This window comes from Desulfosediminicola sp., from assembly GCF_048381775.1.
Taxonomy (GTDB): domain Bacteria; phylum Desulfobacterota; class Desulfobulbia; order Desulfobulbales; family Desulfocapsaceae; genus Desulfopila; species Desulfopila ganghwensis.
The window spans coordinates 201,686-222,917 of record NZ_JBLXGE010000002.1 but is presented as its reverse complement, the minus strand read 5'-3'; the positions used below and the strand labels follow the sequence as shown (position 1 = coordinate 222,917).

Here is a 21,232-nt window from a genome sequence, read left to right as displayed (position 1 = left end):
GGCATGCAGCACCACGACGGCAGGATGTGTGAGCGTTTCTCAAAAAAAAGGAGCCTGACGCAGGTGAAGAGCACAACGACAATGACCAGAACAGAGCGAAGCTGGGTTCAGTACGATGTCGGCAACTCTGCCTTTGTGCTGGTTATGGTGACGGCGATTATGCCTATTTTTTTTAAGGACTATGCCGCACAGGATCTACCTGCAGCCATCTCCACCGCGAACTGGGGGTTCGCCAATTCGACGGCATCGCTGATTCTGGCAATCCTGGCGCCGATGCTTGGGGCACTGGCCGATTACCACCGCCGTAAAAAGCTCTATTTTACAGGATTCCTGCTGGTCGGTATATGCTCCACCCTGGCCTTGACCATTCCCCAGGCCGGACAATGGTTACTTTGCCTGGCGATTTTTGTGGTCGCCAGAGTAGGCTGGGCCGGGGCCAACATCTTTTACGATGCATTTATAACAGATGTTACGACCCGGGAGCGAATGGATGTCGTCTCGGCCAAAGGGTATGGTTGGGGATATATCGGCAGCGTGGTTCCATTTTTGGTGGTGACCGGTCTGATTCTTTACGGTGGTATGGCAGATGGGTTGCCGACGCTGCACGTGAAGACCGGTTTTGTGGTGGTGGCGCTTTGGTGGCTCCTATTTTCTTTGCCGATGTTGAAAAATGTGCAGCAGACACATGGCATAGAACCATCCGCAAAACCTGTACGTGACGCATTCACCAGGCTCTGGCAGACGTTGCATCATGTTCGGCAGCACCGGCAGGTGTTTCTCTTTCTGGCGGCCTATTTCTTTTACATCGATGGGGTGGGTACCATTATCTCCATGTCCACGGCCTATGGCAGGGACCTGGGTTTCGGGGTGGTGATGCTGATTGCAGTTCTGCTCTTCATCCAGATAGTTGCATTTCCCTGTGCCCTTATTTTCGGTAAACTGGCGAATCGCTTCACCACAAAAACGATGTTGCTGGCGGGTATCGGTCTTTTCAGCCTGGCCACCCTCATTGGCTTTTCCCTGCCATCTGTGGAAAATATTACGGTGAAGAGTACCTTGTTCTGGTTGATCGCCTTTCTGGTCGCCTCATCCATGGGAGGGATTCAGGCGCTGAGCCGCAGTTATTATGCAAAACTTATCCCTGCCGAAAAAAGTGCTGAATATTTTGGCTTTTATAATGTATTCGGCAAATTTGCGGCTATCACCGGTCCGTTGCTCATGGGCGTGGTGGGGCGTCTGACAGGTGAAACCAGATGGGGCGTGCTGAGTATTCTGCTGCTCTTTCTTATCGGTGGCTGGTTGTTGAAAAAAGTGCCCGCGAAGTAATCGCATAATAGACTGTTTTACCAAGAATTTTCTCAGGGAAAGGTGCGCGAAGTTGCGTAGCATCTGTTTGCCTGCAGATTATGGGATGTGCTAAAATTCATCATGAATGATACCGATTCCATACAGTCCACATTGCTCGGAATAGTTACCGCCTTGGTAGGGGAAATTCATCCGGCCGGAACCTCAGAGTTGAAAATTACTCTCGATTCCGAACTGGACCGTGAACTCGGGCTCGACAGTCTGGCCAGAATGGAACTGCTGACACGGCTTGAAAGAGAATTTTCGATTCATTTCCCGGAAAAAGTACTGGCCTCGGCACAAACGCCCAGGGACCTCTTACGCTCTCTGCGAAGTATGGCAGACAGTCGCCCTGATTCTGCAGTCTCGGCCATGGCAAGTGAAATTGCCCAAGTCTCAGCCGGGGTGGAAAGTAGAGCTTCGGATAAACGGCATATGCTCAACTTTTCAGCAGCCGCAAGCCTGCCGGAGGTGCTTTACAGCTATGCCCGGACGCAGCCTGAAATTGAACATATCACCCTGCTTGAAGATGACCGGGAGTTTCACATCAGTTACCTCCGCTTGTGGCAAGAGGCCATGCGCGTTGCCGCCGGATTGCATGGGTCGGGGCTGGAGCGGGGTGACACTGTGGCTATAATGCTGCCAACCAGTGCCGAGTATTTTTACTGTTTTATGGGCGTGATGCTTGCTGGTGGTATACCGGTGCCGCTTTATCCGCCGGCCCGGCCTACCCAGATAGAGGAGCATGTACGTCGTCACCGTCGGATTCTTGCCAATGCAGGAGCCAGGATACTCATCACCGTGCCGGAAGTGAGGGCGGTGGGCAGACTGTTGAAAAGCCAGGTTCCTGAACTGGCAAAAATCGTTGTTGCCGGTGAGCTGGCGAGTGGTTCTTCCGGGATATTCTGGGAGCCGCAGAGAGAAGATATCGCCTTTATCCAGTATACGTCCGGCTCTACAGGTGACCCGAAGGGGGTTGTGCTGACGCATGGCAATCTGCTGGCCAATATAGCTGCCATGGGCAAGGTCTGCAGGGTCACCACCAGCGACAGGTTCGTCAGTTGGCTGCCTCTGTACCATGATATGGGGTTGATCGGCGCCTGGTTCGGCTCGATGTGCCATGGTTGCCGGCTGGTGGTTATGTCACCTCTGGCTTTTCTGGCCCGGCCTGTTCGGTGGTTACGTACAATAGAAAAATATGGAGGAACGCTCTCGGCTTCCCCCAACTTTGGTTTTGAGATCTGCGCCACCCGCATTGCCAACGAAGATCTGGCGGGGCTTGATCTCTCAAGCTGGCGGCTAGCTTTTAATGGGGCTGAGCCTGTGCTGCCGGCGACGCTGAGAAAGTTTGTCGATAGATTTGCACCATACGGATTTTCGGCCAATGCTATGGCGCCGGTGTATGGCCTGGCTGAATCCACTGTCGGTCTTGCCTTTCCTGAACCCGGAACGGGGATGCGGATCGACAGGGTGGACCGGAACTGTTTCACTTCAATCGGGATGGCGGAAACGGTTGCAGATGAGACCGGTGATGCTCTGGAGTTCGTCTGCTGCGGCAGACCATTGCCTGGCCATCAGTTGCGGGTTGTGGATAGTGACGACAGGGAATTGCCGGAGCGGCAGGAGGGACGTCTGCAATTCAAGGGGCCGTCTTCAACCGGTGGCTATTATCGAAATGCGGAGCAGAATAGAAAACTCTTTTGCGGGGAATGGCTGGAAACAGGGGACCTGGCTTATATGGTGCGAGGGGAGATTTATCTCACCAGCAGGCAGAAAGATATCATTATTCGCGCTGGTAGAAATATTTATCCCCACGAACTCGAGGAAGTTATCGGTGAAATTGACGGGATCCGTAAAGGCTGCACTGCGGTGTTTGCCACCCGGGACAGCAGCGACAGTCCGGATCGGCTGGTGGTGTTGACTGAATCGCGCCTTAAAGAAGATGGTGAATTGCTGAGAATGAAGAAAGATATCGTTTCCGCCACCATGGATCTGCTTGGATTGCCGCCGGATGAAATTGTGATAGCAGGTCCGGGGACGGTATTAAAAACCTCAAGTGGCAAGATACGCAGGGCAGCGTGTCGCATGCTCTATGAGAGTGGTCATGTCGGGCAGAAAAAGGCTGCGGTCTGGTTACAATTATTGCGTATGGCCCTGGCTGGAGTAGTGCCGACAATGCGGCGTCTCGGCAGGAGAATGGTCGCCACAGCCTTTGCCTGTTACTGCTGGTTGAGTCTGTGTCTGGTTGGAGCGGCGGTGTGGTGTGCGATTATGGTCGTGCCGGCGGGCAGACCCGCCTGGAAGGTGGCGTCCTCTGCGGTACGGTTTATGCTTAAAATTACAGGAATACAGGCTAACCTGGTCGGTGGTGAAAATTGGCCTGACGGTGGGAGATTCATTCTGGTCAGTAACCACACCAGCTATATCGATTCAATTGTCTTGACCGGTATACTGCCTCAGCCGTGCAATTTTGTAGGCAAGGCGGAACTTGGCCGGAATTGGTTTCTGAGTCCGGCTTTAAAGAAGCTGGAGGTGCATCTGGTCGAGCGTTTTGATGCGGAAAAGGGGGTGGCGGATGCCCGGGCGATTGGTGAGGCAATTCATAAAGGGAGCAGGCCGCTGTTTTTTGCCGAGGGAACCTTGCAGCGAATGCCGGGTTTGTTGCCTTTTCAGCTTGGTGCTTTCGTGCTGGCCAGTGAAGAACGGCTGCCGATTATTCCCATAGTCATTAGTGGTACCCGAAATATATTGCGGGGAGGATCCTGGTTTCCAAGGCGTGGCATTATCCGGATCACTATTTGCAGCAGTTGTACAACGGAGCAAAAGGGTTGGCAGGGGGCGATAGAACTGAAGAACATGACCCGCCATAAAATTCTGACCCGGCTTGGGGAACCCGATCTTTCGGGTGAGTACAGATCTCTGCGGCAGGTGAAAAGCGAGGGTGGAAAAAAACCAGTAGAGGAGCGGAAGATTTGAGTGCCAAGAATAGTGAGGAGAGCGCTGTGGCCGAAACGGTGTTGCATTTTGCCAGGGAGCCGGGCTACCTGGAATCCACTGGCTGGCTCCGTTCAATGGAAGGTGGAGAGGTGGTCGACTGCAGGGGCGATCCGATACCGTGGCTCACCTATCCTGCAATTGAGTTTCTTGCACCCAGGTTAGAGTCGGAGATGGAGATCTTTGAATATGGAAGCGGTAATTCGACGCTTTGGTGGAGTAAACGGGTGAAAAGGGTGGTGAGTTGTGAGCATGACAAAGAGTGGTATGCCAGGTATCGGCGACTGGTACCAGACAATGTTACCTATCTGCTGAGGCGTTATAAAGGGGGGGACAGTGATTACCAGGAGGAAATTTTATGCTACAGGGACAGCTTTGATATCCTGGTGTTGGATGGCAGAAAACGGGTTGCCTGTATGGAAAACGGGCTTGGTGCCCTGCGTGATAGAGGAGTGGTCATTGTCGATAACAGCGATAGAGAGCACTATCAGTCCGGTTATCAGATAATGGCTGAGACAGGGTTTAAGCGCTTGGACTTTTGGGGGCTGGGGGCCCTGAGTACCCGGGGATGGTGCACATCATTTTTTTATAAAAATGAGAACTGCCTGGGGATCTGATACAGTCACAACTGTCATCTTCCGGTGTCTGCCTGGTGGGTTGAAGAAACTGTAATTAATAGGTAATTAAATTTTAATACGAGTCTCATTGTCAATTTCCTGGTACTTTGATTTTAAGCGGGAGTCTGGTTTTAACTTGTGGTAGGAGCAACTATTGCTGAAGTTATAAACAAAACGGGTGAGACGATGACCGAGCTAAGGAAAAAAGGCAGTATTGGTTTACAGACGCCTGAGTCACTTGTGGAAAGCGTAAGAACGCTGGCACAGGAAGGACAATTCGCCAGAGCCCGAAGCGTCAGGGAAGAGCTGATGCAACGCTTTCCGATGGAACTGGGTTCCATTGTTCGTTCGGCAGAAATTATCGAAGAGCAGATGAGCCGGAAGCTGGACCAGGATCATTTGACTATCTGGGCTACGCTCTACAACCAGCTCACCCTCGAAGAGAAAAACTGCCTGTTCCATTCCATGAGGAAGATAACAGTTCCGAAGGGTAAGTTTCTAATACGGCAGGAAAAGCCGGAGACGAGATTACTTTTTATCGACAGCGGTCGGGTAACGTTCTTTCACACCAGAGGAAGTCAGCGTATTTTGCTCGGTCAACTCTCACGTGGAGATATTCTTGGAGATGAGACCTTCTTCTCTTTAAGCACGCCAACCTTTTCAGTAGGCTCGCAGAGCGACGTACAACTCTACGTATTGAATAAAAGTGATACCGAGGGGTGGGAAGATCAGCACCCTGGTCTCTATGCGAAGATTGCAGAGTACTGTCAGAAAAACTCAAGAGCTCTGGAGTTACTAAAGAAGAATTCATTTGAGAAGCGCTCCCATGAGAGACAGAACGTGGAGGGCAGGGTCAAGATCACGTTGATTACTGATGAATTGCAGAAAGGCGATGGTTACGGCGTCGGCTCTCTGGTCGATATATCATTGGGCGGAGTCAGCTTTGATATCCACAGTTCCCAACCTGACCATGCCCGTATGCTCCTGGGGTGCGAGCTGGATCTGGCCTTTCAGGGCAGCACTGGTACTAGAGCGGGAATTCTGCATCTGCCTGGCCTGGTTGTTCGGGTCAGTGATCTGCACTACAATGATTTTATGCTGCATGTTCGCTTCAAGTCGATGCTCTCTGAGCAGGACTTCGACAAGCTTTTGATATTTATAGAAAAGAAGTAGCAAGGTGATGGAAATGAGAAACATAGCCCTGACAGTTTTTGTCCTGGTTACTGCGCTGATTTTCAGCAGTTCTCCGGCAATTGCTGGCTGGCAGGAGAAGGTCACCAGGAACCAGATGAATGCCAGAACATATATCGGGCAGTTGATGAACGGGGCCAATCCAGACTCTATAGAGCGGCCATATGTCAGGTATGACGATAAATATCAGGCTAAAAAGGCCAATCGCGAGATACGTGAGGCCATGGATCAGGCCGAGGAGCTGGCCCGGGAGGGTAGGCATGACCAGATAATTATGCCTGCATTCAAGTCATTTATGTCTGAAGAGCGCTTCAACGAACTTCAGGACTCAAACAAGGGGTATCGGGGCAGTAAAAAACAAGCGAACTGACCTTGTGTTTGCCGATTCCCCTTCCCTGGAGAGAGCAAATATGAAGTAGATACAGCTTGCCGATCCTGCATGGTTTCTACACTTGCTGCTGCCCTGCCCGTCAGGGTAACTCTCAGCTATTCCCTGCTCTCATGCTGACTGAGAAAAACCCCGACCATCACCAGCACTGCGGCGACAAGTTGTCTTGGCGAAAGGGTTTCACCCAGTACCATCCAGCCAAGGAGTACCGAAAAAACCGGGATCAGATTGACGAAGACTGCAGCTCTGCTGGCCGGTACATGTTTCAGTGAGAAATTGTAGAGCCCGTAAGCACCAAGGGTGATAATTGCGCCCAGGTAGACGATTGCCATGGCGGGCAGGAAGACAAACCGTTCTGGCAACTCCGTACTCGGTAAAAAGATGAGTGGCAGGTAAAAGACGCAGCCGACCATTGCCTGCATGGCAGTAAGGAAAAAGGGAGAGTACCGGCTGGTCAGTTTTTTTAAAGAGATGGTGTAGCCAGCGGCACAGACCATTGCCAGAAACTCATAGAAGTTGCCGAGTACGGGATTAGGGGCATCGGCGCTGGGCGACGATTCAGCGGTTAGCCAGCAGACCCCCGCCACGGCCAGCAAGGCCCCGGTCCATGCTTTTTTACTGACCAACTCCTTGAGCAGTACGGAAGCCGAGGCCATAACCAGTACCGGCAGCATGGCTGTGATCAGGCCAGCCTGGGAGGCAGTTGTATTTTCAATGGCCTTGGCTTCAAATATGAAGTAGAGGCATGGTTCACAGAAGGCCATGAAGAGTATCGGTTTGTAATCACCTTTCTGGTAATCGAGGGACTTGGCCAGTCTTTTGCCGATACATAAAAAGCAGAGACTGGCAATCAGCATACGGCCGAAAATAACGATCATCGGGTCATATTCCCGGAAGGCTATTTTCAGGGCGATAAATGAGCTTGCCCAGAGAACCATGGCGAGCAGCAGGGCCAGAGTAGGGATGGAAAATGAACGGCTATGGGGCATGGCCTGCGCTCCGGAAATTAGAAATTGCTGATGCGACAATAGAAATTGTTGGGGAAGGGCTGAGTACTAGCACAGATCATGATCGGGCTGCAATAGAAAAAGAGAGGGATGACAGAAGCTTGTCAGGTTGGAGCGAGCGGGAAGGTGAAATCTTCAGGTCAGCATTTCTCCGCAGGACGCCGCTCGGGAACTGTTGCGTGTTCAATTACACCATCATTCCAGTTGCGGGAAACATAGAGTCCACAATAACAACTGCCGAATTCTTGTACATCGTCTTCCCGGTAATCACAGGGGCAGATAATATCACGGTCCTTTTCAACATCCTCTTGGGCCATGCGGCATGGGCAGCACATGTAGCCATATCGTGCTTTATTAGTGAGCAGCCCTTCGAGCAGTTCCATGGTTATCTTACGGTCCCGGTTGAAAAAGTACCCTTTGGGCTCATTCGTTTTTTTGAGTATCCGGTAAAGCGTTTCACTGTTCATCGACGAGTCCAAGCTCCTTGAGTATAAGCTTTCTTTGATCTCCGATAATTGCTTTGTTGCCTATCATGACGATGGGGAAACTTTTTTTCGGATTGTGCTCGGCAATCTGGGCAAAAAAATGATCGCGCTCCTCTTTGGGGAGCAGGTCGACATCAGTCCACTCAAAGGTAATGTTGTTTCTGGTTAACAGTTTCTTGAGAGCCTTGCAGTGGATACAGGTGCTGAGTGCAAAGAGCCTGACTGGTGGTGTTGCCATGTTGTCTCCACGACTGTGGTCAAAACCTGGGATTGGTGGTTTGCTGCTGATTCTCTTATATCTTATGAGTTAGGAGATAAGAGGCAAGGAAAAAAAGAGGTGCACTGTTGAGAGGTGCAGCCTGTGGAAGGGTGTGATGACTTCAACAGGCTGCAGCAGGTTATGCATTGGGGCGGGTAGTGGAGGCCTGGCCTGGCAAGGTTATGCCATGGTTATCAGCACCTGGTCCTGGGTCACTGCTTCACCTGCGCTAACACAAATTTCCGCGATGACGCCGTCACGCTTGGCAGTGATGATATTTTCCATCTTCATGGCCTCCAGAACGAGAACCGGCTCGCCTTTGCAGATCTCTTGTCCCCTGGCCACGTTGATGGCGATAATCTGGCCGGGAATGGGGGCAATCACATTGTCTGAGCCAAACAGTGATGGTGCGGTGCGCGCTGCTGTGGCTTTCTGTTCCCCGGCTTTGCGGCTTGGTGCTGCCGGCACAGGTTGAGATTGCGGTGGCTGTTGTCCGGTACCAAACAGTGCCAGGTTTTCTATCTCATCTATAGCGACGGTGTGCCGGATGCCATTGACCTCTGCGGTAACAACATCTTTGGCAAGTTCGAGAATCTTTACGGTATACGGATTGCCATTAATGGCGAGTTTATACTGTTTCACTTTCTGCTCCGGATCTGAATATTTTTTCTGCTGGTTATTCGCTGCAGCTTACCGGTGAAGCCCCATGGTGACTGCTGGTCATCCTTGATGGTGAGGTTTTGCCTGCCTTCCGGGAAATTGGTTTCGAGGTGGACAGCTGTGGCTATGGCCAGCAGGATCTCTCCTTCCGCCATGAGTTGCTGCTTTTCAGAGTCGTTCATATCTGTTCCTGCTCAGGGTGTTGATCTCAATATCTAAAAATTTCAAGAAAGTACATTTCCCCCCTCAGCTTTGGTCAGTTCACGGGAATTGACCAGAGCTGGAGAAAAACTCATTGCTGTCTCATTTTGGTCGGTCACCTAAGGGCAGCAATTGGTTTTTATACGGTGGTACAGGGAAAAGACAACTCTCCTTTACAGGGGCATATTGCCATGCTTTTTCATCGGGTTTACATCCTGCTTGTTTTTGCTCATGTGCAGGGCACGGATGATACGGAATCTGGTGTTGGCAGGTTCAATAATATCGTCCACATAACCCCGACGAGCAGCGACATACGGGTTGGCTACGGCATCCTGATACTCCTGCTCTTTGGTAGCGAGAAAGGCGGCTGGGTCTTCGGTACCCTTTGCCTGTCTGGCGTAAAGCACGCCAGCAGCGCCTTTAGCACCCATTACAGCGATCTCGGAGGTAGGCCAGGCGTAGTTGATATCACCCCGCAGGTGTTTGGAAGACATAACGCAGTAGGCACCGCCGTAAGCTTTTCTGGTAACGACAGTGATTTTCGGCACGGTGGCTTCGGCATAGGCGTAAAGCATCTTGGCGCCGTTGCGGATGATGCCACCATACTCCTGCACAGTTCCGGGCAGGAAGCCGGGTACATCAACCAGGGTGATAACCGGGATGTTGAAACAGTCGCAGAAGCGTACGAAGCGGGCGCCTTTTACGGAGGCGTTGATGTCCAGCACGCCTGAGAGGCTGTAGGGCTGGTTGGCGACGATGCCGACGCTCATGCCGTCTAAGCGGGCAAAGCCGGTGATAAGGTTGGGGGCAAAATTCTCTTTGATCTCAAAAAAATCGCCATGGTCGACGATCTCATTGATGACGTTCTTCATGTCATAAGCAGCGCTCGGCCTGGTTGGGACAATCTCATTGAGCAGCTCCGAGCGACGCTCGACAGGGTCGGTACACTCAATGGTGGCCGGGGCCTCCATGTTGTTCTGGGGCAGATAGCTGAGCAGGGTCTTGACATAGTCGATGGCGTCCATGCCGCTTTCTGCTGCGTAGTCGGCAACACCGGACTGGCTGGAGTGCATTTCCGCACCGCCAAGCTGTTCGACGGTGACATCCTCATGGGTAACAGCCTTTACCACAGTAGGCCCGGTGAGGAACATGTAGGAGTTCTTCTGCACCATGACGATAAAGTCTGTGAGCGCGGGCGAGTAGACCGCACCGCCGGCGCAGGGGCCGAAAATGGCTGATATCTGGGGGATTACGCCAGAGGCCATAACGTTTTTCAGGAAGATATCGGAATACCCGGCAAGGCTCTCGATACCTTCTTGTATGCGTGCACCGCCAGAGTCGTTAAGACCGATGACCGGAGCCCCGTTTTTCATGGCCAATTCCATGACTTTACATATTTTTTCAGCCATGGTCTCAGACAAAGAACCGCCGAGGACAGTGAAATCCTGGGCGTAGACATAGACCAGGCGTCCGTTGACCGTACCGTACCCGGTCACTACACCGTCGCCGGGGAAAGTCTTTTTCTCCATGCCGAAATCGTGGCAACGGTGGGTCTTAAACATGTCGAACTCTTCAAAAGAGCCCTGGTCAAGAAGCAGGTCAATACGCTCACGTGCGGTCATTCGACCGAGGGCGTGTTGTTTATCAATACGTGCCTGTCCTCCTCCCATACGGGCTTCAGCTCGCAGGGCATGGAGTTTATCGAGGTGGTCTCTCGTGGTCATGGGTTCTCCTGAATACAGCTGTACAGATCGGGTTGTACCTGTGAAGTGGCGCCGGAAAAATGACGCAGGCGATTAGCCCTGGTTTCTCATGGGATTATCTTCAAGGAGCTGGGCTGGGATTTGCTGGAAGTGCCAAATCTTATCCTGTTTCCTGTATTCATCATCTGGTTGGTATGATTGTAATATTGAGCACAATACTCATGAGAAATTCGGGTTAGATGGACTGCAAGGAAAAACTGCTCATAAATGTAATGATACAAGTGGCTTTGCTACAGTCGGTTTGGGTGGAGAAATATCTCCGACTACTCTCTTTGGTAAAGCTCGTCTTTATACTACGAAGATCAGTAGTGGTCAACTAAAGGGGTGAAAATGTCGAGGTTTGGCAATGGCGGCATGGCGCAGGTGCAGGGGTGGGAGATACGGGCGAATGGAGCAATTGCTCACCCGGAAATTTTCGATCTGTAAGAGTTAAAGTGAAGCTGTTACCAGTTCAGGCGGGAAAAGCATCATTCAATATCGCTGGCGGTAAATCAAAATGGACTCGTGCTGCAATAAGAAAATAGTGACCTGAGTTGCAGCACTTGGACTGTGGTCCGGAGTTTTTTCTGTAAGGCCACTTGGGGGCGGGAACATTGTGTCAAAAAACCTGTTGTTTCGTTTTCATTCAGGACCCAATGTTCTCACTCCCAGATCCAGGCTAAAGGTTCGCAGATTCGGGCTGTGCGATCTTTTCCTGCGCAGCAGCCTGGCGTTGCAGATAGACTGACAGAGGAAGTACCTGGTTTTCAGCTTGCTGCTGCAGTTTCTCAGCTTCTTTTTGGGCCTGGTGCTGAAAGTAACCCACCGCTTTTTCGGGAACAGTGGTGAGAACCCCGTTGACCCCCAACTCCCGATAGTAATAGTCAAGCAGTTCATCGTAGCTGGCTGCAAAATCAGGGAGCTGATCGGAGCCGGAGACGGTATCTGTTACAAACAGGTCGAGGCCCAGAGTTTTGGCGTCATCTATAAATCCCGGAGGGAGTGGTGAGGGAAGCCCTTTGTGAATATAACTGCCTGGCAGGAGCAGACCGTCAGCGTATGAGCTGACCATGCGTAGGCCAAGTCGGGTGAAAATCCAGCTGTTATCCGGTTTCTTCACTGAAGATATCGCCGACTGAGTGTCATCGTCTGCTGTATCGATTCGTTGTATGAGGGGTACTGCCAACCCATACATAGGCAATAATTCTTCCTTGATTCTCTGGAGTTCATCGCCGTTATTGCTCTGCAGCATGACAGGTTGATCCTGGTCGTAGCCAAAAGTCACCAGCATAGCGACAAGCAGGCGACTCACATCCTTGTCGGCCTTCGTATACTGACTGACTGCATTCAGTTTGGGGGCGATCCCGATTCTACGCTGTTGCTGGTGTTCAATGGTTCGTAAAAGAGCTAGGGTCTCTTCCAGGCTGGCAATGCCTAGTGACGGTGGTACCGGTGCGGCGGGGTTGACGGAATCAGAACCGGTATCAATGGATCTGCGGAGCTGGCGTATTTCCTGAAGGGTGAAATCCGTGGTCTGGTACGAGCCATCATCATTTGCACGGTCAGGGAAGAGTTGATCAACATTGGTGAGATTGCCGAGGTCGTTCCGGGGGAAGATGATTAACTCGTCATCACTGGTAACAGCAAGGTTAAGCTCGATAAAATCAATGTCTGCCAGGCCTGAGATGGTAATGGCCGGCAGGGTATCAGCGAGCGGGCCGTTACCTCCGCCATTGGCAGCGATGGTGATTTTTCCCTGGGCAAAAGATGTGGCTGTTGCACAACAGATCAGGGTGGCAATGAGAAAAAGTCCAATACTTACAGTTGAACGTGGGCGGCTAGGGATGAGCTGCAGGATTACGGTTTTCATAGTGGTCTGACAAGAGTTCTTTAAAAAATTCAATGGATGGAAATTCCTCTGAATACCGAACCGGCTTCTTCGAGCTTGGTTTGGCAATATGAACGAGATGTTTTACACCGTGGCTTTTAGCGGCGCGCAGCACATTGCTGTTGTCGTCCACCATGAGGGTGCGGTCTTTATCAAACCCCAACACCCGCTCCAGTTCTGCCCAGAACGGTGGCTGCTCTTTAGCTTCGCCGATTTCCTCGATAGGAATGATACGGTCGAAGTATGTGCCGATTGCCGCTTTGCCCAGTTTAATCTCAATGGTCTTTTCGTGGGCAGCGGTGACTAAACAGATATCTTTTTGTTCCCCTTGAATAAAGTCGAGAAAATCAATTACATGGGGATGAACCTGGATCAAGTGATCTATTGTACATTTCAGGCCGGGGATATCAAGCTCAAGTTGTTCAGACCAGTAATCAACATTTGACCATTGCAGGGTTTTTTCAACACTCCGGTACCGCTCAAGCAGGGCTTGCCTAGCCTGTTCTGGGTTCAGGTTGTGATGGGCGGCGAATGCAACCGGCACGTATTCTTCCCAGAAATAGTCATCGAAATAGCTGTCGAGAAGCGTACCGTCCATATCGAGCAGGATGGTATCGATCTCGGGCCAGGTGAAAGACGGTTTGATAGGGGCATAATTACTGCTGGACATCAATCATAGTCTCCAGGTCGGAAAGAATTTTTTCAGCCACGCTGAAAACGGTTTCGGGGGTAGGCATGGCACAAGAGACGACAAGCCGCCCATCCGGGGTGAGCTTAACCTGGGGACCCTTACGGTTTTTACTGTGCTGATCGATATAGGCCAGCAGCTGCTCGGGCTTGATCGGGGTGGTGTCAAGAAATGAGAACACCAGGGTATCCCGACCTTTTTCAAGCTTATTGATCTGCAGCTTGATTAATGATCTTTTGAGTGCCACTAATTTGAACAGGTTGCGGGTTTCTTCGGGCAGTGGTCCGTAGCGGTCTTCGAGTTCGTCCCGAAGGTCGAGGTACTGTTCTTCAGTGGTATTGGCGAGGGCGGCTATTCGACGATAGGTAACGTAGCGCTGACTGATGTCGAGCATATATTTTTCTGGTATATAGGCCGAGATCTGCAAGTTGATTTCAGGGTCGAGCTCTTCTTTGAAGATGTCTTCTTCACCGGCCAGGGCGCGGGCCTTGAGATCGGCCACCGTTTTTTGCAGCAGGTCGAGGTAAAGATCGTACCCGATGGCTGCGATATGCCCGGATTGAGACACGCCAAGGATGTTTCCCCCACCCCTGATCTGCAGATCGCTCATGGCCAGCTTGAAGCCACCACCCAGCTCGTTACAGTCCATGAGTGCCCGCAGCCGATCCCGGCTGTCTTTACTCAGGCTGTCGATGGATGGGACCAGCAGGTAGGCGAAGCTCTGGGTTGACGAACGGCCAACCCGACCCCGCAGCTGATATATTTCTGCCAGGCCAAGCATGTCCGCCCGGTTGATGATAATCGTGTTGGCGGTGGGAATATCGAGGCCGGACTCGACGATGGTGGTACAGACCAGCACATCTATGTCGCGGTTGACGAAGGCCACCATGATATCTTCAAGTTCTTTGCCGGCCATCTGGCCATGGGCCACGGCTACCCGTGCTTCCGGCACCAGTTTCTGGATCTCCGCGGCGGTCTTGTGGATGGATTTGACCCTGTTGTGGATAAAAAACACCTGACCGTTTCTGCGCAGTTCCCGGCTTACGGCTTCCTTGATAACCAGAGTGTCGTGGCGGGCTATGAAGGTTTTGACCGGTCGGCGGTGTTCGGGAGGGCTGGAGATAACAGAGAGATCACGGATACCGAGCAGTGACATCTGCAGGGTGCGTGGAATCGGGGTAGCGGTGAGGGTGAGGATATCAACCTCGGCTCGCAACTTTTTGATTTTTTCTTTATGGCTGACCCCGAAGCGGTGCTCTTCATCAACGATGAGCAAACCGAGATTATTGAACTGGATATCTTTTGAGAGCAGGCGATGGGTGCCGATCAGCACATCGATCTCCCCGGCCTTGAGACGTTTCAGCGTGGTACGCTGCTGGGCGGGGGTGCGGAACCGGTTGATACACTCCACGGTAACCGGAAAACCGGAGAGCCGCTCCCTGAAGGTCTTGGCATGCTGCTCGGCCAGTACCGTGGTGGGCACCAGTACCGCAACCTGCATCGAGTCTTCCATGACCTTGAATGCGGCCCGGATCGCAACCTCAGTCTTACCGTAGCCAACATCGCCGCAAACAAGGCGATCCATGGGTTGATCAGAGGTGAGGTCATTGATTACATCGGTAATGGCCTGATCCTGGCCGGGAGTTTCATCAAAAGGAAAGGATTCCTCAAGTTCCGAGAATAACCCGCCGGGCGCTGAGAAACGGCGGCCTTCCTGCATCTCACGCTTGGCATAGATATCAAGCAGTTCATGGGCCACCTTCCACACCTCTTCCTTGACTTTGGAAGTGGTGATTTTCCAGTTCTGACTGCCAAGTTTGTCGATTTTCGGTTGCTTGTCGGATAGCCCTTCGTACCGGCTGATCAGGTTGAGTCTGTCAACCGGCAGGTACAGCTTGTCGCCATCACGATATTCAATCAGCATGAAATCGTTGGTGACACCGTTGATATCGATAGTCTGCAGTCCCTGGTAGTGCCCAAGTCCGTGGTCTCTGTGCACCACGATGTCGCCATCTCTGAGCTCGGCAAAACGGATAGGTTCACCCTGTTTATGGCGACCCTTTTTCTTTTTGCCGAGGCGCATCTGGCCAAACAGTTCACTCTCCGAGAGAACGTGGATTTTCTCCTGACGAAGTGAAAAACCCTGGGAAAGTTCATGGTTGCAGAGCAGCAATTCGTCTTCCGCTTTTCCGCTGAACAGGTTTTCGATGGTTAATGGAGGTTCAACGATGGAGACATTGTGCTGGTGTTTAGACAGGAGCTCGGCAAGATTTTTGGTATGGCGGGGTGAGCGACAACACAATAGTACACGCTCATTCTCCTGTTGCCAGTGAGTGATCTGCTCGCTCAGTGGAGCGACAAGTCCGCGTTGGGTACGTTCCAGAGAAACCTGCTGCTTTAAGAGCTGGTGGCTGGCGGTGGCAAGTGAAATTTCCGGTACACCGTCCCTGGAGAAATCACTCATCAGGAGTTGGCGATGATTGGCCAGTTGGTCGGTTACAGCCTCGGGAGATAAAAAGATTGAGTCGGGGGGCAGGGCGGGTTTGGCTGTCTCTTTTGCCTCTAAAAAGTTGTTTTGGATCCGCTCAGAGACCAGTTCAAGATTCTGGTTGACGGCTTCCGGGTCGACCAGAACCATCAGCATATCTTTGGGCAGGAAATCAAAAACCGAGGCCGGCGGAGGATCCTGGTAGTAGAGGGGCAGAAAAAATTCCATACCGGCAAAACGCCTGCCGGTGGAAACCCTGTCAGCCATTCTATATGCCTCGTCTTCCTCCCAGCCATTCTTTTCGGCGTACTTTTTGAAGGCCCGCCCCAGCTGTCTGTTGGAGATTTCGGGGCGGTTGGCAATCACATCATGCACAGGCAGCAGCACCGCTTCCTGAAGTTCTCCACTGGAGCGCTGGCTGGTCGGGTCGAAAAATCTGAGGGATTCTATGGTGTCACCAAAGAAATCCAACCGCAGGGGACCATCGTGGAGCTCTCCGCCCTCGCTGATAAACGGTGGTGGATAGAGGTCGATAATGCCGCCCCGAACAGCAAAATCACCGACGTTCTGAACCAGTGCGACCTGTTCGTAGCCCAGGCGAATCAGGGTAGTGCGTAATTCATCCTGGTCACAGTCTTCACCGGACATGACAAGTTCAGCAGAATCGGTAAGGGCGGAAACCGGCAGTACCCTTCGCATCAGGGCCTCTATCGAAGTGACGACTATCTGCTGGTCTTTTCGCTCATGCAGTTGGTACAGGGTCGCCAGTCTGGCAGCGGTGGTGTGCTGGTCCGGACTCAGCTGGGTATAGGGAGGAATCTCGTACCCTGGGTAGACCAGCACCTGGGCAGTGGTGAAAAGCCTGAGATCCTGTTCAAAAACTGAGACCTGATGTTCGTCGGGAAGAATGCAACAACAGTTTACCTGGGTGACGAGCTGACTGCATAACCAGGCGGAACTGCTGCCTCGGAGTCCGGAAACGCGGACAATTTTATCGGTGTCGAACTGTTTGAGGAGTTGCTTGTCCATGATAGAAAAAAAAGTGCCGGTTGCAGTATCTGCAACCGGCATTGTATGTCCTGTATGCCACACATTGGCGCAAATACGATTATTATTAGAAGGTGCCTCCGATACTGAAATCGAAGACTGAGCTGTCCTCATCTTCTTCAGGATCAAGATTCACACCGTAAACAAAACTGATCGGGCCAAGGGGTGACAGCCAGCGCAGACCAAGACCCACTGAAGTACGGACATTATCGACATTCCAGTCTTCAGAGTCATCAAGAACATTACCGGCATCGAAGAAGGTCAGGCCCTGGATACCCTGTTCTTCAATGATGGGGAAGATAAACTCGAAATTAGTGTACCACATCTTATCGCCACCCAGCCGGTTGCCATTGTCATCCGTGGGGCTGATTTTGGCATATTCGAAACCGCGCATGGTCCTGATGCCACCAAGGAAAAACCGTTCATAGATGGGGAACTTATCGTCCTCATTCTCAAAAGCCTGGCCGGCAGCACCTTTAACATGAAAGGTGGTGCTCATGATAAACGGAAAGTACCACTCAGTCGATGCTTCTAACTTTGTGAACTGAGAATCACCACTCAGCGGCCCACCCGCATATTTGGTGCTGATGGAGTGCCTGGAACCTTTCGTGGCACCGAACAGTTTATTTCTGGTGTCGCGGGAGAAGGTAACTTTCATGGCACTGGTAATTGGTACCTTGGCTGATTCGGCTATCCTGAAGTTATAGTCGGGATCATCTTCGTCTTCGATAAAGTCAGAGATTGTTGTATCTGTATAACTGTAATTGCCGTACACCCGCCATCTTTCCCAGATCGGATAGCCAACACGAATACCACCACCGGTAGACTCCCTGGTATAGTCATCATACTCGCGCTCGGTGTCAAACAGATCAATACCCCAGGAGAGCTGGGAGTCATTCAGGCGTGGATCAGTATAACTGAGATTATAGGCTGTACTTGATCCACCGAGGTTGGCAGAAAATTGCAGGGTGTCACCGCGTCCCAGAAAGTTGTTTTCAGAGATGGAGCCCATAACGATAATACTATCAACCGAACTGTAACCGGCACCGATGCTGAAGGAGCCGGTGCTGCGTTCTTTCACTTCAATGTTAATGTTCATTCGGGTCGGGTCAATGGTGGGCTCGGGCGTAATATTGACCTCATCAAAATACTGGAGCCGCTGCAGGGACTGGCTTGACTGGCGCAGCGCCTTGGAATTAAAGACACCTCCCTCGGCGATACGCAGTTCGCGGCGGATAACATTGTCCCGGGTACGGTCATTGCCACTTATGGTGATACGATTGATATAGACCAGATCGGCCTTATCGATCACAAAATTTACGTCGAGATGCTCCAGCATAGCACCTTCCTGGATATCCGGCCGGACGTTGGCGAAAGCGTATCCCTGTTCGGAGTAATAATCGGTGATGGCCATTACATCCTCACGGATAACGCTGCGGCTGATGTACGTCTGCTTACCCAGGGTGATGAATTTCAGCAGGGTCTCTTTATCGGTGATGAGATCTCCGCTCACGTCAATACTGCCTACCTTGAAGCGGTCGCCTTCTTCAACTTTGAATGTGACGTAGATCCACTCTTTTTCCTGTCTGATCTGCGGGTCGCCAATTTTAGCCTCAAGGTAGCCGTTATCATGATAAAAAGCAGCTATACGGCCTGAGTCCTGGCGAATAACCTCCATGTCGAGCAGGCCGGACGCTGTCAGCCAGCTGAAAAATCCCTTTTCCTTAGCCTCTATCTGCTTGAGCAGCACTTTGTCAGTGAACGCGGTGTTGCCTTCGATAGAGATCTCTTTGATGTAGATTTTCTTTCCTTCATCTACGGTATAGCGAACTACTGCTCCGGCATCGCTGGGGAACGTGGTCTCAACACTGACCTGGGTATTATAGTACCCTTTCGACTTGTAGAGCTCTTTGATTGCCTCAACACCCTCATTGACCGCAGTGGGGTTTAGGATGAAATGTTCGCGAACATTCGCGGCACCGCGAACATCTTCTTCTGAGAGGTCTTTCAAGCCTGAAAAGGTGACGGAGGCAATGACAGGTTTTTCAACAACCCTGAAGACAACATCTTTGCCGTTGTCACTGTCAGAGACGCGGATCTGGACGTCGTTGAAATAGCCCATTGAATATATGGCTCGCAGGTCTTCACGGAGGATCGTTTGATTATATGCTCCACCTGCCCGGCTTTTGATTTTACGGAGTATCGCGCCGGAATCGACCCGGGTGTTGCCTTCAGGGGCGATGGAGGCAATTCGGTATTCCCTGCCGGTGTAGGCCAGGATATCAAGAATAACAGTATTCAGAGCCCGTTGGATTTCTGCAGGGCTGTTGACGGTCTGGAAGAAATATTTTGGGGTCGATGGGGAAAGAGCGTCAAAAACTTTTATGTCGATACTGATCTGCTGGCCGATCTGGGTGAGACTGCCTGCAGCCACGTTATCGGTGTCGCTCTTGGCGGCAATAGTCTGCAGGGTTTCAGCAGGCGGTGGCCAACTCCCCTGGTAGTTGGCAACACTCTGGGCCTGGGACCTGGAAAGCGGCGTGAGGTTGTGCTCGGCAAGAGCACGGCTCAAAGCTGTATCGGCCTGGCTGGTCAAAGCTCCAGGGTTTTTGCCTGTATTGATTTTCAGCGGCAAAAAGGCGGTGTTGTTATCAGCTGCAGAAGCGGTGCTACTGAACATCATGGCCAAGATTGCGAACATATATACAGCCAAGTATACAGAGGTACGGGTTTCTCTGTTTGAAACCGGTAGTGTTCTGTAAAAATTCATAAAAATCCCTTTCCTTGAAAATGTCGCGGGGATACACCCCGGGCCAAAAGCCGTATTGCGGTGTTTATTGTGCCGTGTTAACTATTGATATCACGTGTAAAAACAGTTAATCGAGCGGTGAAGTCGAGCCGCTGAAAATTGCGACCATTATGCCATGTTTGTTGAAAAATGCAAAGGTCACAAAAGGATAAGGAAGAAAAAGATGATTTAACCATCATATGAGAGTAGCGGCTTTATTGCTGAATGGTTGATAATGAGTGGGGTGATAATTACCTGATCAAGCTGGAGATAATGAAATCGTTAATATTTATTAATTTTGTCAGAACAGTACTGCAACTCATTGTGCCGGACCGCTGTCGGGTGTGTGGTGAGTTTATCAGTCAGGCTGATCGGCCAGGTATCTGTCGAATTTGTTTGAATAAAATGCAAATACTGGACAGGCAGACATGTCATTGTTGCGGAAGGCCCATTGCCGGAGCGTTATTGGAGGAGCAAATCTGTGGCAGTTGTTTAAAAGTACCCCCTCCATGGAAAAGATGTTTTTCCCTTGTCCAGTATGATTCTCCTGTATCTGATTTATTGCATAATCTCAAGTATCGAGCTGACACCTCCGTGATGCCGGCTCTACAAAGTATTGTCAGTGAAGCTCTTTCAACAACAATGCATCAGGAGTTGAAAAATGTGGATCTGGTGCTGCCGGTACCGCTACATCCCTGTAGGTTGAAAGAGCGAGGTTTGAATCAGTCTGCCTATATAGCGAAGGCAATTTTCAAGCCGGGATTGGTGGATTGCTCTTCATTAAAGCGAGGTAAGGTGACTATTCCTCAGACGGGGTTGACCGGTATTGAACGGCGGCGAAATTTGCGAGGGGCGTTTGTGGTACATGATAAAGCATCGCTCAGGGGAAAAACTATCTGCCTGGTGGATGACGTGTTCACCACCGGTACCACGGTAATGGAGTGTTGTCATGCCTTGTCAAAAGGTGGAGCAACTGAAATTTATGTGGTTACTCTTGCGCGGGTTATTGTCAATCGCTAAAAAGTTTTTTGAAAGGGTGTAGTTATGGTTAGGGATGAGTATGAGAAAAAAAAATAAAAGTTAAAAAAAAAATAGCATGGCTAATAGTTGTATAAGCGGTTGTTTTACTGAAATCTCCATTGAGAATAGATAGTAAATTGAGAAATTTTTAATAAAAATGAGATATGTGCAGAAAAATGAAGTTAAACATTATGATTAAATTGTTGATAACTTTGCACGGGTCGCTCTAAAGCCTTTATATATCGTTGTTAAGAAGGAACCGACAAAAATGACGGTTTTGTCGGTGGAAAGGGGCGTGATTTCGATGAAAGCCACGCGAAGACAGTCTTTGCGACTACGGATAATAACCGTATAGGCTATCAGGAAAATATCGAAAAATAGTCTTTGACTGGATGTGATGTTTTTGGGTATTCATTTCCCACGAA

General features: G+C 50.9%; 16 protein-coding genes. 6 read left to right on the top strand and 10 right to left on the bottom strand.

All coding sequences use genetic code 11. The features are described 5' to 3' along the window. Nucleotides 1–24: 24 nt before the first annotated feature. From ACN5NT_RS03890 to ACN5NT_RS03870, 5 genes are all read left to right on the top strand, one after another. Nucleotides 25–1,326 carry an MFS transporter gene (locus tag ACN5NT_RS03890; protein ID WP_419174754.1) on the top strand — a complete coding sequence of 434 codons (1,302 nt, stop codon included), beginning with the start codon at nucleotides 25–27 and terminating at the stop codon, nucleotides 1,324–1,326. 102 nt (nucleotides 1,327–1,428) lie between these two features. Further along, nucleotides 1,429–4,320: an AMP-binding protein gene (locus ACN5NT_RS03885; RefSeq protein WP_419174563.1), complete on the top strand. Its 2,892-nt coding sequence runs from the start codon at nucleotides 1,429–1,431 to the stop codon at nucleotides 4,318–4,320. After that, nucleotides 4,317–4,955, top strand: coding sequence for an FkbM family methyltransferase (locus tag ACN5NT_RS03880; RefSeq protein WP_419174562.1), 639 nt, complete (start codon nucleotides 4,317–4,319; stop codon nucleotides 4,953–4,955). Before ACN5NT_RS03885 ends, ACN5NT_RS03880 begins: the two co-directional genes overlap by 4 nt. A gap of 186 nt (nucleotides 4,956–5,141) precedes the next feature. Further along, nucleotides 5,142–6,128 carry a cyclic nucleotide-binding domain-containing protein gene (locus ACN5NT_RS03875; protein ID WP_419174561.1) on the top strand — a complete coding sequence of 329 codons (987 nt, stop codon included), beginning with the start codon at nucleotides 5,142–5,144 and terminating at the stop codon, nucleotides 6,126–6,128. Nucleotides 6,129–6,141: 13 nt separating this feature from the next. Continuing rightward, entirely contained in the window at nucleotides 6,142–6,516 is a 375-nt protein-coding gene (locus ACN5NT_RS03870) for a hypothetical protein (protein WP_136795271.1), read from the top strand. A 116-nt stretch (nucleotides 6,517–6,632) separates the two neighbouring features. On the opposite strand, the gene ACN5NT_RS03865 is transcribed toward ACN5NT_RS03870, so the two are convergent. The 10 genes from ACN5NT_RS03865 to bamA form a co-directional block, all read right to left on the bottom strand. Beyond that, the gene (locus ACN5NT_RS03865) at nucleotides 6,633–7,523 is read right to left on the bottom strand and encodes a DMT family transporter (RefSeq protein WP_136795270.1); all 891 of its coding nucleotides are present in this window, start codon (nucleotides 7,521–7,523) and stop codon (nucleotides 6,633–6,635) included. Between the two features lie 158 nt (nucleotides 7,524–7,681). Continuing rightward, the gene (locus ACN5NT_RS03860; protein ID WP_419174560.1) at nucleotides 7,682–8,008 is read right to left on the bottom strand and encodes a ferredoxin-thioredoxin reductase catalytic domain-containing protein; all 327 of its coding nucleotides are present in this window, start codon (nucleotides 8,006–8,008) and stop codon (nucleotides 7,682–7,684) included. Then, nucleotides 7,998–8,264 carry a glutaredoxin family protein gene (locus ACN5NT_RS03855; protein ID WP_136795268.1) on the bottom strand — a complete coding sequence of 89 codons (267 nt, stop codon included), beginning with the start codon at nucleotides 8,262–8,264 and terminating at the stop codon, nucleotides 7,998–8,000. The genes ACN5NT_RS03860 and ACN5NT_RS03855 overlap by 11 nt, the downstream gene beginning before the upstream one ends. Nucleotides 8,265–8,465: 201 nt before the next feature. Then, nucleotides 8,466–8,927 (bottom strand): biotin/lipoyl-containing protein, encoded by a 462-nt coding sequence (locus ACN5NT_RS03850; protein WP_419174559.1) that lies wholly within the window; start codon nucleotides 8,925–8,927, stop codon nucleotides 8,466–8,468. Beyond that, complete coding sequence (locus tag ACN5NT_RS03845) at nucleotides 8,924–9,127, bottom strand: hypothetical protein (RefSeq protein WP_136795266.1); 204 nt, start codon at nucleotides 9,125–9,127, stop codon at nucleotides 8,924–8,926. The genes ACN5NT_RS03850 and ACN5NT_RS03845 overlap by 4 nt, the downstream gene beginning before the upstream one ends. A 192-nt stretch (nucleotides 9,128–9,319) precedes the next feature. After that, entirely contained in the window at nucleotides 9,320–10,870 is a 1,551-nt protein-coding gene (locus tag ACN5NT_RS03840; protein WP_419174558.1) for an acyl-CoA carboxylase subunit beta, read from the bottom strand. Nucleotides 10,871–11,567: 697 nt separating this feature from the next. Then, the gene (locus ACN5NT_RS03835; RefSeq protein ID WP_419174557.1) at nucleotides 11,568–12,758 is read right to left on the bottom strand and encodes a glycerophosphodiester phosphodiesterase family protein; all 1,191 of its coding nucleotides are present in this window, start codon (nucleotides 12,756–12,758) and stop codon (nucleotides 11,568–11,570) included. Continuing rightward, nucleotides 12,727–13,446 carry an HAD family hydrolase gene (locus tag ACN5NT_RS03830; protein ID WP_419174556.1) on the bottom strand — a complete coding sequence of 240 codons (720 nt, stop codon included), beginning with the start codon at nucleotides 13,444–13,446 and terminating at the stop codon, nucleotides 12,727–12,729. Before ACN5NT_RS03830 ends, ACN5NT_RS03835 begins: the two co-directional genes overlap by 32 nt. Further along, nucleotides 13,433–17,023, bottom strand: a complete 3,591-nt coding sequence (gene mfd / locus ACN5NT_RS03825) for a transcription-repair coupling factor (RefSeq protein ID WP_419174555.1) — start codon at nucleotides 17,021–17,023, stop codon at nucleotides 13,433–13,435. Before mfd ends, ACN5NT_RS03830 begins: the two co-directional genes overlap by 14 nt. A gap of 43 nt (nucleotides 17,024–17,066) precedes the next feature. Then, nucleotides 17,067–19,700 (bottom strand): outer membrane protein assembly factor BamA, encoded by a 2,634-nt coding sequence (gene bamA / locus ACN5NT_RS03820; protein WP_419174554.1) that lies wholly within the window; start codon nucleotides 19,698–19,700, stop codon nucleotides 17,067–17,069. Nucleotides 19,701–20,060: 360 nt separating this feature from the next. Here bamA and ACN5NT_RS03815 point away from each other — a divergent pair, with 360 nt between their 5' ends. Next, complete coding sequence (locus ACN5NT_RS03815; RefSeq protein ID WP_419174553.1) at nucleotides 20,061–20,807, top strand: ComF family protein; 747 nt, start codon at nucleotides 20,061–20,063, stop codon at nucleotides 20,805–20,807. The last annotated feature ends 425 nt before the right edge of the window (nucleotides 20,808–21,232 follow it).